The sequence below is a fragment of the Agarivorans sp. Toyoura001 genome (assembly GCF_005405585.1).
Lineage (GTDB): Bacteria > Pseudomonadota > Gammaproteobacteria > Enterobacterales > Celerinatantimonadaceae > Agarivorans.
The window spans coordinates 45682-58130 of record NZ_BJEQ01000019.1 but is presented as its reverse complement, the minus strand read 5'-3'; the positions used below and the strand labels follow the sequence as shown (position 1 = coordinate 58130).

General features: G+C 45.1%; 12 protein-coding genes. 10 read left to right on the top strand and 2 right to left on the bottom strand.

Annotated features, from left to right (window positions below; all coding sequences use genetic code 11):
- The first annotated feature begins 35 nt into the window (after nt 1-35).
- The 8 genes from FFR00_RS18110 to glpG all read left to right on the top strand — a co-directional run bounded on the left by FFR00_RS18110 (nt 36) and on the right by glpG (nt 7829).
- Complete coding sequence (locus FFR00_RS18110; protein ID WP_137674822.1) at nt 36-1118, top strand: mechanosensitive ion channel family protein; 1083 nt, start codon at nt 36-38, stop codon at nt 1116-1118.
- 509 nt (nt 1119-1627) lie between these two features.
- On the top strand, nt 1628-2746 hold the full coding sequence (locus tag FFR00_RS18105) for a branched-chain amino acid ABC transporter substrate-binding protein (RefSeq protein ID WP_137674821.1): 1119 nt from the start codon (nt 1628-1630) through the stop codon (nt 2744-2746).
- Between the two features lie 96 nt (nt 2747-2842).
- The gene (gene livH / locus FFR00_RS18100; RefSeq protein WP_137674820.1) at nt 2843-3769 is read left to right on the top strand and encodes a high-affinity branched-chain amino acid ABC transporter permease LivH; all 927 of its coding nucleotides are present in this window, start codon (nt 2843-2845) and stop codon (nt 3767-3769) included.
- Nucleotides 3766-5037: a high-affinity branched-chain amino acid ABC transporter permease LivM gene (locus FFR00_RS18095; RefSeq protein ID WP_137674819.1), complete on the top strand. Its 1272-nt coding sequence runs from the start codon at nt 3766-3768 to the stop codon at nt 5035-5037. Before livH ends, FFR00_RS18095 begins: the two co-directional genes overlap by 4 nt.
- Nucleotides 5034-5798: a high-affinity branched-chain amino acid ABC transporter ATP-binding protein LivG gene (gene livG, locus FFR00_RS18090; RefSeq protein ID WP_137674818.1), complete on the top strand. Its 765-nt coding sequence runs from the start codon at nt 5034-5036 to the stop codon at nt 5796-5798. Before FFR00_RS18095 ends, livG begins: the two co-directional genes overlap by 4 nt.
- Before the next feature lie 19 nt (nt 5799-5817).
- Entirely contained in the window at nt 5818-6519 is a 702-nt protein-coding gene (locus tag FFR00_RS18085; RefSeq protein WP_137674817.1) for an ATP-binding cassette domain-containing protein, read from the top strand.
- Between the two features lie 138 nt (nt 6520-6657).
- Nucleotides 6658-6984 (top strand): thiosulfate sulfurtransferase GlpE, encoded by a 327-nt coding sequence (gene glpE / locus FFR00_RS18080; RefSeq protein WP_137674816.1) that lies wholly within the window; start codon nt 6658-6660, stop codon nt 6982-6984.
- Nucleotides 6981-7829, top strand: a complete 849-nt coding sequence (gene glpG / locus FFR00_RS18075; RefSeq protein WP_137674815.1) for a rhomboid family intramembrane serine protease GlpG — start codon at nt 6981-6983, stop codon at nt 7827-7829. The genes glpE and glpG overlap by 4 nt, the downstream gene beginning before the upstream one ends.
- A gap of 59 nt (nt 7830-7888) precedes the next feature.
- Here the strand turns inward: glpG and FFR00_RS18070 are convergent, their stop codons facing one another.
- The gene (locus FFR00_RS18070; protein ID WP_137674814.1) at nt 7889-8290 is read right to left on the bottom strand and encodes a flagellar basal body-associated protein FliL; all 402 of its coding nucleotides are present in this window, start codon (nt 8288-8290) and stop codon (nt 7889-7891) included.
- 228 nt (nt 8291-8518) lie between these two features.
- Here FFR00_RS18070 and FFR00_RS18065 point away from each other — a divergent pair, with 228 nt between their 5' ends.
- Nucleotides 8519-9082, top strand: a complete 564-nt coding sequence (locus FFR00_RS18065; protein ID WP_137674813.1) for a chorismate lyase — start codon at nt 8519-8521, stop codon at nt 9080-9082.
- Nucleotides 9063-9944: a 4-hydroxybenzoate octaprenyltransferase gene (gene ubiA / locus FFR00_RS18060; RefSeq protein WP_137674812.1), complete on the top strand. Its 882-nt coding sequence runs from the start codon at nt 9063-9065 to the stop codon at nt 9942-9944. Before FFR00_RS18065 ends, ubiA begins: the two co-directional genes overlap by 20 nt.
- Here ubiA and plsB read toward each other — a convergent pair.
- Nucleotides 9941-12334, bottom strand: a complete 2394-nt coding sequence (gene plsB, locus FFR00_RS18055; RefSeq protein ID WP_137674811.1) for a glycerol-3-phosphate 1-O-acyltransferase PlsB — start codon at nt 12332-12334, stop codon at nt 9941-9943. The two genes, ubiA and plsB, sit on opposite strands and share 4 nt — an antisense overlap.
- Between the last annotated feature and the right edge of the window lie 115 nt (nt 12335-12449).

Here is a 12449-nt window from a genome sequence, read left to right as displayed (position 1 = left end):
CGGCTTAGGCCGCGTTTTTTATAAGAGATGGATCGATGTTTGAAGAATTTTCCCTGTGGTTAGAGCAAGAACAAGCTCAGTTAGCCACATCTAATTGGTTGTTTGATGTATTTGTAGTGCTAAGTATTACCTTGGTTGCGTTTATTGTGTGGCGTTTACTGGCATCGCGTTTAAGCCGTTTAACCGAGAAAACCAAAACCGTATGGGACGACGCCATTTGGTTTTCCCTTTGGAAACCGATTAACTGGATGATTGCAGTGGTGGGGTTGTCGTTGGTGGCGGTGGCCTTTGCCAATGCTCTCGATTCCGAGTTTAAACCCTATATCGCGATTATCCGCCAAGTAATGATTGTATTCATGCTGGCGTGGGTAGCGATGCGTTTTGTGCGCCGCGTAGAAGAGCAGCTCATTACAGTGGGGAAAGATAAAACCACCGTGCAAGCGGTGGCTAAGCTATGTCGGGCGGCGGTAATTATTTTGTTTTTGCTGGCCGTGTTTCAAACACTAGGTTTTAGTATTTCTGGCGTATTGGCATTTGGCGGTATGGGCGGGCTAATAGTGGGGATGGCAGCAAAAGATTTGCTGGCTAACTTCTTTGGTGCTTTGTTGGTGTATTTTGATAAGCCCTTTAAAGTGGGTGATTGGATCCGTTCCCCCGATCGCAGCATTGAAGGTACAGTAGAAAACATTGGCTGGCGAGTAACTAAAATTCGTACCTTTGATAAACGACCTTTATATGTGCCTAACTCTATTTTCTCGAGCATTGCGGTAGAAAACCCAAGTCGCATGAGTCATCGACGCATCAAAGAAACCATCGGCATTCGTTATGACGACGCCAGTAAAATGAGCAAGGTAGTAACAGAAGTCGAGCAGATGCTGCGAAATCACCCTGAGATAGACACTACTCAAACCTTGATGGTGAATTTTGATAGCTTTAATGCCTCGTCTTTAGACTTCTTTATTTACACCTTTACCAAAACCACTAACTGGGTGAAGTACCATGAAGTGAAGCAAGATGTGCTGAACAAAGTGGTGGAAGTGGTTGAAGCAAATGGTGCTGAGTTTGCCTTCCCTACACGTACTTTGCATATGGCCTCTCAAGTGGAGCCCAGTGTTTAGTTAAATAAAAAAGCTGGGGTAAGTATTGTGCTTACCTCGGCGCTTCGCACTGCGCTTTGTCTTTATTTCTCTGCATATTTATTCTTTATCTAAGCCTAAATCTTCACAATGTAAGCCGAGTTAAATAGTCTAATCTTGGGCATTCCTTACAATAAACTTTATTATTATGCTGAAAAACCTAATTTAACATTATCAAAATTTAGTTATTCAGCAGTGTAGTAGCATATTTAGAAAAAATAAGATGAAAATGCTTAATTTTGATCCAATTGTGGGTGCATTGCTCGCTCTTGTCGATTTTTGTGCTGATTAAGTGAGGTTGGTTACATTTATTGCAGTTAAATAGTTTGTTAAAACTAACTGTGCTTGGGCCTGTTCAGCTAGGTCGACTTGTTAAACACAGTAGACTTAAGGTAAAACATCAGCCAATGAGGTGATAACTGCATTATGGATTAATGCGCACTTCTGCAAACACACACAAACTATAACAAAAAGCTAACATGGAGTTTTCAATGACTAAATGGACAAGATCAGCTTCAGGGGTAGCGGTATCGCTAGCACTATTTGGCGCAGTATCTGTGGCGCACGCTGCAGACACAATTAAAGTTGCTATTGCAGGTCCGGTAACCGGACCAGTAGCCCAGTATGGCGACATGCAATTTGCTGGTGGCGGTATTGCGGTTGAGATGCTTAATCAAGCCGGTGGAATTGACGGTAAATTGATTGAAGCAGTGGTTTACGATGATGCCTGTGAACCGAAACAAGCGGTGGCTGTAGCCAACAAAATCATCAACGATGGGGTGAAATACGTTATCGGTCACTTATGTTCAGGTGCGACTCAGCCTGCGTCAGACGTATATGAAGATGAAGGTGTATTAATGATTACACCGGCATCAACCAATCCAGATATTACTACCCGTGATTACCAGTTAATTTTCCGTACTATTGGTCTTGATAGTGACCAAGGCCCAACGGCTGCGCGTTATGTTATTAACTCAGTTAAGCCGAAGCGTGTTGCTGTTATTCACGATAAGCAGCAGTACGGTGAAGGTATTGCAACCTCTGTAAAAACTGAATTAGAAGCCGCTGGTACCGAAGTAGTGGCTTTTGAAGGTGTGACTGCGGGTGATAAAGACTTCTCAGCACTGATTGCTAAACTGAAAAAAGAGAATGTAGATTTTGTTTACTACGGTGGTTACCACCCAGAGCTAGGCTTAATCCTTCGTCAGTCAGCTGAAAAAGGCCTTAAAGCCACCTTTATGGGCCCAGAGGGCGTAGGTAATAAAGACATTTCAGCAATTGCTGGAGAAGCTTCTGAAGGCTTATTAGTAACGCTTCCTAAGAAATACGATTTAGATCCTGCCAACAAGCCAGTGGTTGATGCGTTAGTTAAAAATGGCGATGACCCAACCGGCCCATTTGTTTGGACCGCTTTCGCCGCTATGCAATCTATTGTAGCGGGTGTAACTGCTGCGGGAGATGATCCTGAAGCCGTCGCTGAATACCTGCGTAGCAACCAAGTTGATACGGTAATGGGCCCGCTACAGTGGGATACTAAAGGCGATCTAAAAGGCTTCGACTTTGGTGTATTCACTTGGCACGCTGACGGTTCTTCATCGGCCGCTAAGTAATTCCGCAATAACACACCGACTAACACCTTGTTAGTCGGTGTTTTCCGTTTTAAAAGACACTAATTAGTGGCCAAGAGCCGCTAGATTGGGGCAGCTATGTCTGAGCAATTTTTCTATTTCTTTCAGCAGTTAGTCAATGGATTAACCATTGGTAGTACTTATGCGCTGATCGCCATTGGTTACACTATGGTATACGGCATTATCGGCATGATTAACTTCGCTCACGGCGAAGTCTATATGATTGGTAGTTACGTCGCGTTTATTGTGCTCGCTGCACTATCCCTAATGGGATTAGACTCTTTACCTATTTTATTGTTTGGTGCGTTTTCCATAAGCATCATTATTACCAGTACCTATGGCTGGACCATCGAAAAGATCGCCTATCGGCCGGTTCGTGGTGGTAACCGACTTATTGCGCTGATCTCGGCGATTGGTATGTCAATTTTCTTGCAAAACTTAGTGCGCCTTTCGCAAGGTAGCCGAGATATTGCGATGCCAAGCTTAATCACTGGCGGTTGGACCTTTGGCCCAGAAGATGGCTTTAATCTCACCATCTCTTACATGCAAGTAGTGATATTTGTGGTGACCTTTGTTGCCATGATTGTATTAACGACTTTTATCACTAAATCTAGAATGGGACGCGCCTGTAGAGCATGTTCTGAAGATATCGGTATGGCAAACTTGTTAGGCATTGATACCAATAAAGTTATCTCATTAACCTTTGTTATTGGTGCTGCGCTAGCCGCTGTAGCCGGTGTTTTACTCGGTATTTATTACGGCGTTATTAATCCTTACATTGGTTTTATGGCCGGACTAAAAGCCTTTACCGCAGCAGTATTAGGCGGCATTGGTTCTATTCCTGGTGCCGTAGTGGGTGGTTTGCTACTGGGTATTACTGAGGCGATAACCGCCGGTTACTTTAGTACTGAGTACAAAGATGTGGTGTCATTTGGTTTGTTATGTTTTGTTTTGCTATTCATGCCAACCGGGTTACTGGGCAAGCCAGAGGTAGAAAAAGTATGAAAAAACTTAATCTATCAGGTGCGCTAATCTCAACCGTTACCTTTATGTTATTGGCTGGTTGGTTGCTCGGTATTCGCATGGAACCAAGCAGTAGCGGCTTGAAATTAGCCTTGGCTGATGAGCAGCATTTAAAGTGGTTATTTATCGGAATGGCTGCGGTGTTTTTAAGCCAGCTTTTACACCCGATTATTTTTGGAAACAGAAAAGCAAAAGCATCAAGCAAAAAGTTTAGTTTTAAATTGCCAAGCCCAGAGCAAAACCCTAAAGCCTACCGGTTGGTAGTGTCGTTTGCGCTTGCTGCCGCCATTGTATGGCCATTTATGGTGAGCCGCGGCTCAGTTGATTTAGCCACGCTAACTCTTATTTACGTTATGTTGGGTTTAGGCCTAAACGTGGTGGTGGGTTTGGCCGGTTTACTCGATTTGGGTTATGTAGGCTTTTACGCTGTAGGTGCCTATACCTATGCATTATTAAGTGCTGATGGGTTTGGTTTCTGGATGTGTTTGCCTATCGCTGGCGCTATGGCAGCCTTGTTTGGTTTTTTACTTGGGTTTCCGGTATTGCGCTTGCGCGGTGACTATCTAGCGATTGTAACCTTAGGTTTTGGTGAGATTATTCGCCTATTGCTGAATAATTTAACTCACCTTACAGGCGGCCCTAACGGGATTAGTAGTATTCCAAAACCGACGCTGTTTGGCTTAGAGTTTAACCGTCGGCTAAAAGGGGAGGGTTTTGATACCTTTCATAACTTCTTCGGCATTAGCTACAACTCGCAATACAAGGTTATCTTCTTATATCTAATGGCGCTGTTGCTGGTGGTTCTCACAGTGATTGTGATTAATCGTTTGTTAAGAATGCCGATTGGCCGCGCCTGGGAAGCCTTGCGAGAAGATGAAATTGCTTGTCGCTCATTAGGGTTAAATCCAACCGTGGTGAAGCTAACAGCCTTTACCATTGGTGCCGGTTTTGCTGGCTTTGCCGGAAGCTTTTTTGCCGCCCGCCAAGGCTTTATTAGTCCCGAATCATTCACCTTTATTGAATCAGCGATTATTTTGGCGATTGTGGTATTGGGGGGAATGGGCTCGCAGGTTGGAGTAATACTCGCTGCAATTATCATGACGGTATTGCCAGAAATGGCGCGCGAGTTTAACGAATATCGCATGTTAATGTTTGGTCTAATGATGGTGTTTATGATGGTTTGGCGACCACAGGGTTTACTGCCTATGTCTCGTCCTCATATTGAGTTAAAAGAGGAGGCCAAAGCATGAATCCCTTATTAGAAGTAAATGGCCTTACTATGCGCTTTGGCGGCCTGTTAGCGGTAAATAACGTTGCCTTAAGCCTCAATGAGAAAGAAGTGGTATCGGTGATTGGCCCCAATGGCGCCGGTAAAACGACAGTGTTTAACTGCTTAACGGGTTTCTATAAACCTACAGCAGGGCAAATTCTTTACCGTGGTGAAGCGCTGCAAGGTTTAGCGGGTCATCAAATTGCGCGTAAGGGCATTGTGCGTACTTTTCAGCATGTACGTTTGTTCAAAGACATGAGCGTGATTGAGAACCTGTTAGTGGCTCAGCACCGCCATCTCAATACTAACTTTTTGGCGGGTTTGTTAAAAACACCTGCTTTTAAGAAAAGTGAGTCTGACGCTTTGGCGTTTGCTGAGTATTGGTTAGACAAAGTGGATCTTAAAGAGTTTGCTAACCGTAAAGCGGGTAACTTGGCCTATGGCCAGCAGCGCCGTTTAGAAATTGCTCGCTGTATGGTGACCCGTCCAGAAATTTTAATGTTAGACGAGCCCGCCGCCGGTCTTAACCCTAAAGAAACTGACGATTTAGACAAATTAATCATTGATTTGCGTGACAACGAGTCGGTATCAGTATTGTTGATTGAGCATGACATGAAGCTGGTAATGGGGATTTCAGACCGCATTTATGTGGTGAATCAAGGTTGTCCGTTAGCCAATGGTAAACCGGAAGACATTCGAAATAACCCTGAGGTGATTAAAGCCTACTTGGGCGAGTTTTAGGGCGAGGGAAGAGATAGCAATGTTAGAGTTAAAAAATGTTTCGACCCACTATGGCCCAATCCAAGCCTTACATGATGTGAGTGTTACGGTTAACCAAGGTGAAATTGTTAGTTTAATTGGTGCCAACGGTGCGGGTAAAACCACTTTGTTGATGACCTTGTGTGGTGATCCTCGTGCCAGCAGTGGCCAAGTGTTGTTTGACGGAAAAGACATTACCCATAGCCAAACTCACGACATCATGCGCGGTGATATTGCAGTGGTACCAGAAGGGCGACGAATATTCTCCCGGCTAACGGTAGAAGAGAATCTGCGAATGGGGGCTTTTTTTGCGACCAAGCAAGAAACTGAAGAGCGGATCCAAGAAATGTACAGCTTGTTTCCTCGCTTGCTAGAGCGAGTAAGCCAGCGAGCAGGCACTATGTCGGGCGGCGAGCAGCAAATGCTAGCCATTGGTCGAGCGCTAATGAGCAATCCACGTTTGTTATTGCTAGATGAACCATCGCTAGGTTTGGCGCCGATTATCATTCAACAGATCTTTGATATTGTTGAACAATTACGCCAGCGCGGCATGACGGTATTTTTGGTTGAGCAAAATGCTAACCAAGCTTTGCGCTTAGCCGACCGCGGTTACGTATTGGAAAATGGCCGAATTGTTCTGGAAGATACCGGCGATAATTTATTGGTAAACGAAGAAGTACGTAAGGCCTATTTGGGCGCGTAATCTTATTACCCTTAATCCAAAAGCAAGCTTAGGCTTGCTTTTTTTATGCGTGAGCTAAGGCGCTCCCTGCAAAGTGTGTGACTTTTTCTTTAGGGCTAAACCAGTTAAAGTGGGTCAAAAATAGCGATAGTGAAAACCATGGAACAGTTTGAACAAATTGATGTGAGCGGCGCTCAGCAAAAAATTGCCGAAAGTGGCGCTGTATTACTTGATATGCGTGATCAGCAGTCATTTTCTCAAGCCCACCCAGTGAATGCGTTTCACTTAAGTGATGGCAGCCTTAACCAGCTAATGTCAGATACCGAATTTGATACCCCGCTGATTGTGATGTGTTACCACGGCATCTCTAGCCAAGGTGCGGCGCAATACCTAATTCATCAAGGTTTTGAAGAAGTGTATAGCTTGCAAGGGGGGTTTGAAGCCTGGCGAACAGTTGCACCGATTGAGTCGGGTGACGCTGAGTGAAACAACTAATAGTGATGGGTAACCCGCGAGTGGCGCAAGCTTACGTGGATTACATGGCAGTGTTAAAAATTGAATGCCAGTTAGCGGCCGCTGATCAAGGTGTAGCAGTATTTCTTAAAGATGAGCAGCACCTTGAAAAAGCTGAATATGAGCTTAAACAGTTTTTAGAAAACCCCAATGATGAAAAGTATTTGGCAGCGTCGTGGACTGTTGCCGACAGCCGCAAAGCCTCTTTTTCTTACGGTGGTAAAGGCATCGTAAAAAGTGCCTTCTTTGCCCATGCGGGGCCAGTGACCTTAAGTGTATTGCTGATTGCAGGACTGGTGTATTTGCTGATGAATATCGGCTTTGACCGTTACATGATGCAGCACCTTACCATTACGCCGCAGCTCAGTATGTTGGCTTCTGAGCAGTTTTGGAGAGTGATTACACCGATTTTTCTACACTTCTCGGTGATTCATATTGTGTTTAATGGTTTGTGGTGGTGGCAACTAGGCGGCGAAATTGAGCGCCAGTTGGGCAGCTCCAAATTGTTGTTGATTACTCTTGTGGCGGCTGTGATCCCCAACGTGGCACAACTTCTGGCCACCGGCCCTTATTTTGGCGGCTTGTCGGGAGTGGTTTACGCCCTGTTAGGTTATTGCTGGTTTACCGGTTGGTTACGGCCACAGGCTGGGTTACAGCTAAGCCCTGCCATTGTTGGGTTTATGCTGGTGTGGTTAGTGATTGGCTTTATGGATGTAATCGGTCCGTCGACCGCTAACTTAGCCCATTTATTTGGTTTGTTTGTTGGCTGCGCTCAAGCAGTGCTCGATAGGTTTGTTGGTAAGCAAAAGCAGGCTTAATCTAAAAAGCAAAAAAGCCCATTTTAAATGGGCTTTTTATTGTGCAGAGTAAGTGTTGCTTACTGGTAGAGGTATTTAGTAAATAGCAATTTACTCACCAGTTTTTTACCCGTTTCTTGTACCAGCAAATCATTTACCGCCTCTTGGCACATCATGCGTATTTCTTCGCGGCCTTTCAGAGACTTAATATCTTCTTCGCGTTGGTGGCCTAGAATCTCGATGATGGCATCGCGAATAAGTGGTGCGTGATGCTCAATGCTGCTTAGCGCGCTTTGGTTTTCTACCATCACTTCGGCAGTAATACGCACATAGCCGAGCTTTTTACCGGTGCTAATGTAATTGGTAATAATGTCTGGCTCAAAACCAAAGTAGGCATAATTGGTCCCGCCTGCTTCCTGACTAGAGGCAAAAGATGAAAAAAATAAACTTACGCAAAAAAGCAGCGTGGGTGCGAATTTCATGTGGCTTTATAGTTCCTTGGTAGTCCTAGCTTTATTGTTTCTGTTAGTTGCCATTAGGTCAAGCAACCATCGTCAAATATTCCAAGTGTTTGGTGTTAGAATAGCCAGTGACTTAAGTGAGCGAAATAGTACTTTGAGTGTAGCATGAGCACAAATAAGCTTGGTCGAGTTTACTTTAATTAGCCAATTGCCGGATAATGAGAACCTAACTTTGAAGTATGTGAACGCGTGAATTTGAATCAAGCCCAACCGTGTGGAGCCAATGGACATTGGCAGCTGCCTGAAGCCTTACCTGTTTATTCCGCCACCCTACAGGATTGGTTAGTTTATCCCGGATCGCTTACAGCTCGTTTACGCCAGCATTGCCAACAGTTTTCTATTAAGGTGTTGTTTGAAGGGTACGCAGAGATTGCTGAACATGAGGCCAAGGCTGTTGCTTGCCAAGGACCTTATTGGGTGCGAGAAGTGTTGTTGTGCTGTGATGGAAAAGCGTGGGTTTTTGCTCGGAGTGTGATTCCTAAAAGCTCATTAGAAGGGGATGCTGCTGCGATAAGTCGGCTAGCAAATAAACCCTTAGGCGAGTTGTTGTTTACCGATAAAGGGCAGCGACAAACCCTGGAACTGTGCCAAATTGAGCAGAACTCACCGATTTACCAACATGCACAAACTCAGCAAGCGTTGTGGGGGCGTCGTTCACGCTTCCTTCTTGCCAGCGCGCCGTTATTAGTCGCCGAAATCTTTTTGCCCAACAGTTTGGCTTATCAAGGAGAAGATGGTGTTGCAGCTAACTAGTATTCGCCCTTATTGGCAACTTATGCGTGCAGATAAACCTATTGGCACCTTGTTGTTGCTGTGGCCAGCGCTGTGGGCACTTTGGTTGGCGGCCGAAGGTTTGCCTAGCTTGTCGGTGTTTGTGGTGTTTGTTTTGGGGGTGTTTTTTATGCGCTCGGCAGGTTGTGTGATTAATGACTATGCCGACCGAAAAGTAGATGCGCATGTTAAACGAACTGCACAGCGCCCCTTGGCAACGGGCGAGGTTAGTGAGCGAAACGCCTTAAGTTTGTTTGCTGGCTTGGTAGCGGCATCATTTTTATTGGTGTTGACGCAAAACACGCTGACCATATTGTTGTCTTTTGCGGCCTTAGTTCTTGCCGCTATTTACCCCTTTATGAAACGTTATACCCACTTGCCTCAGTTGTTTCTTGGCTTGGCTTTTAGTTGGTGTATTCCCATGGCTTATGCGGCTCAAACTGGCAGCGTGCCTAGCGAGGCCTGGTTGTTGCTCATGGCTAATGTGTGCTGGACAATAGCTTACGATACCAAGTATGCGATGGTGGATCGTGATGATGACTTGCTGGTGGGTATTAAATCTACTGCCATTTTGTTTGGTCGCTTCGACAAGCTAATCATTGCCTTGTTGCAGTTAAGCAGTTTATTGTGTTTTGCAGCATTGGCTTACCTAAAAGATTTAAGTTGGGCTTTTGATTTTGCGTTGTTAGCTGCTGCTGTGCTATTTGTTTATCAGCAAAAGCTGATTCGATATCGTGACCGTGATGCTTGTTTTCAAGCTTTTTTGAATAATAACTACGTAGGTTTGGCGATATTTTTAGGTATCGCCAGCCACTATGCGTGGCTGGCGTGGTTTGCGGTTTAAGCGTCTAGTTCAAGTAACTCACTGATAGAGTCATACACTCCGTCTGCTAACAATGGTGACAGCTGAGCGAATAGCTCGCCGGCCGCTCGTGTCTCTGTATATCCCTTTTCTCGCATTAGCGACAACAGATTAGTAGTAATGCGTTTGTCGTAATACTCTGGTGCGTCAATATTATGCAGTTTGGCTAAGCGCTGGGCTCCTGCTAATGCTTGCTGTTCTAGCTCTGCACGTTCTAAATGCGGATATTTTGCTAATAAGGCAGCTACAATCGCATAGCGATGCAAGCTTTCTTGGGCAATTTGAGAAAGCAGCAATAAACGACCTCGGCGGTGATTATCAATAATAAAACAGTCGCCATTTTCGCTAATCAGTTTTAATGCTACAAACTCTTGTAAGTACTGCTCGGCGAGATCGCTCATATCACTCACTTGATAGCGCAAGAACAGTTCGCCTTTTAATAGAGGGTATAGCTGTTCAAGTAAGCTAACCAACTGGTTACGACAAAGGCTGCGATGCTGGAGTAAAGCAGTAGCAATAAATGCCGGAATAATCATTAAGTGAATAATGTTATTGCGGTAAAAGTTAAGCAGCACTTGTTGTTTCTCATCAAGGCCGATTATTTCGCCTAAATAATCACTTCTTATTTCAAACTTATCTAAGCTGATGGTTTGGTCTAGCAAGGCCTCTGCATCCAGCTCTGGTAGGGTAACGTGGTCACTGTAAGGCACGTTTTTAATCAATGAGGTACATAAGGTTATTTGCTTAACCAACTGCTTGCGCGGCAGTGCACGATTTTCTGCAGCGAGCAAAATAATGGCACTTAAGCACAAGCCATTCACTGCGGCGGCACTGTTGATGTTTTCCATCAATTGGTTAGAAATATCATTAACCGCAGGCACCAACCAAGTCGGCTTTAATCCATCTTCTGGATGCTCTCGCCACTCGGGTGCGAGTTTGTTTAAGCTTTGGTTTACGTTGATAGGCTCGCCAAAGTTTACGTAGCCATGGCCAAAATTACGCAATTTACGCAGCATGCCAAACAGAGAAAATAGTGATTCTTTGTCTTTGGATTTTCCCTTTAACTCTTTGTAGTAAGTGCCTACTTCCATTACGTGTTCGTAACCAAAGTAAATGGGCACAATAGTGACGGGTCGCTCTAGTCCTCGCAGCATCGCCTGTACTGTCATGGCTAACATGCCGGTCTTGGGTGGAAGCAAGCGTCCAGTGCGGCTACGCCCACCTTCGGTAAAGTATTCAACAGAATAACCGCGACTAAACAATTGGCCGAGGTACTCGCGAAAAACGGTTGAGTAGAGTTTGTTGCCCTTAAAACTGCGGCGAATAAAAAATGCACCGGCGCGGCGAAAAAACGGTCCCGCTGGCCAAAAGTTAAGGTTTACGCCTGCTGCAATGTGCGGTGGTACCATGCCCTGATGATAGAGTACATAAGACAACAGTAAGTAATCCATATGGCTGCGGTGGCAGGGGGCGAATACAATTTCGTGGCCCTCTTGAGCTAGCTGACGCACCTTTTCTGCGTGGTTAACTTCTATGCCTGAGTAGATTTTATTCCACACCCAACTTAACACCGACTCACCGATGCGAAGGTTGCGATACGAAAAGTCAGCAGCAATTTCCTCTAGGTATTTTAAGGCTGCTTGGCGCGCTTCAGAATGGCTAATTTTTTTTGCTTTGGCTTCTTCAGCTATCGCTTCACGAATAATGGTTGAGGCGAGCAGTTGCTCAAACATATGACGACGGTTTGGCAGCTTAGGCCCGGTAGCGATCATTTGCATACGGCTAAAGTGGATTCGCGCTACGCGCGCTAACTTATGGCCAATACGCTTATCAGAACCTTGGCGCTGTGCCATATCCTTCAGTGATACCGGACGACTGAAGCGTATTAGGTTTTCGCGTCCTTTAAAAATCACTTGCCAAGTTTTCTTCAAAATGCCAGCTGGGCGTTCAGGCTTGCCGCCCATTAAGTCGTTAACACTCTCTCTGCCAGGGTAGCGATCCCAAAACAATTTAACAGGCACTAATTGTGCGTTATGGCTTTCATCGCTGCGGTGAATACTGAGAGCCGCGGTAAATTGGTTGATGGTAGCTTCTAGGGTTTCACCTTTACCATCGACTAAAAAGGCTACCCCTTGGTGGGCTTCACCGGCAAACATCACTGGCTCGAAGGGATCGGGCAGGCCAAGCTGTTTACAGGCAAGTTGTAAAGTAAGCACGTCAGCTAATGAGTTACTAGGAATGACGTAAATGATCGGTTGGCTTAGATCTAGATCGAACTCAGCAATCGGGTTTTGAGGGACAAACTTGCCGCGAGTAAAAAAGCCAATGATAGAGCGCAATATGGCCAATACTGGAGAGGGTAAATGTAACATCTCAAAGAGCTTATAGTGGTGAATGAATACAGGGCATAGAGTAGCAGACTTATCAAAATTTGGCTTTGATTTGATGCAAAATCTGCGTAAACAATGGTTTGGAATATACTGCTGT

What these genes read in the sequence shown, in the direction of transcription:
- livG (WP_137674818.1), top strand. Translation starts at nt 5,034, where the DNA reads ATGAATCCCTTATTAGAAGTAAATGGCCTTACTATGCGCTTTGGCGGC.
- livH (WP_137674820.1), top strand. Translation starts at nt 2,843, where the DNA reads ATGTCTGAGCAATTTTTCTATTTCTTTCAGCAGTTAGTCAATGGATTA.
- FFR00_RS18070 (WP_137674814.1), bottom strand. Translation starts at nt 8,290, where the DNA reads ATGAAATTCGCACCCACGCTGCTTTTTTGCGTAAGTTTATTTTTTTCA.
- FFR00_RS18085 (WP_137674817.1), top strand. Translation starts at nt 5,818, where the DNA reads ATGTTAGAGTTAAAAAATGTTTCGACCCACTATGGCCCAATCCAAGCC.
- ubiA (WP_137674812.1), top strand. Translation starts at nt 9,063, where the DNA reads ATGGTGTTGCAGCTAACTAGTATTCGCCCTTATTGGCAACTTATGCGT.
- FFR00_RS18095 (WP_137674819.1), top strand. Translation starts at nt 3,766, where the DNA reads ATGAAAAAACTTAATCTATCAGGTGCGCTAATCTCAACCGTTACCTTT.
- FFR00_RS18105 (WP_137674821.1), top strand. Translation starts at nt 1,628, where the DNA reads ATGACTAAATGGACAAGATCAGCTTCAGGGGTAGCGGTATCGCTAGCA.
- FFR00_RS18110 (WP_137674822.1), top strand. Translation starts at nt 36, where the DNA reads ATGTTTGAAGAATTTTCCCTGTGGTTAGAGCAAGAACAAGCTCAGTTA.
- plsB (WP_137674811.1), bottom strand. Translation starts at nt 12,334, where the DNA reads ATGTTACATTTACCCTCTCCAGTATTGGCCATATTGCGCTCTATCATT.
- glpE (WP_137674816.1), top strand. Translation starts at nt 6,658, where the DNA reads ATGGAACAGTTTGAACAAATTGATGTGAGCGGCGCTCAGCAAAAAATT.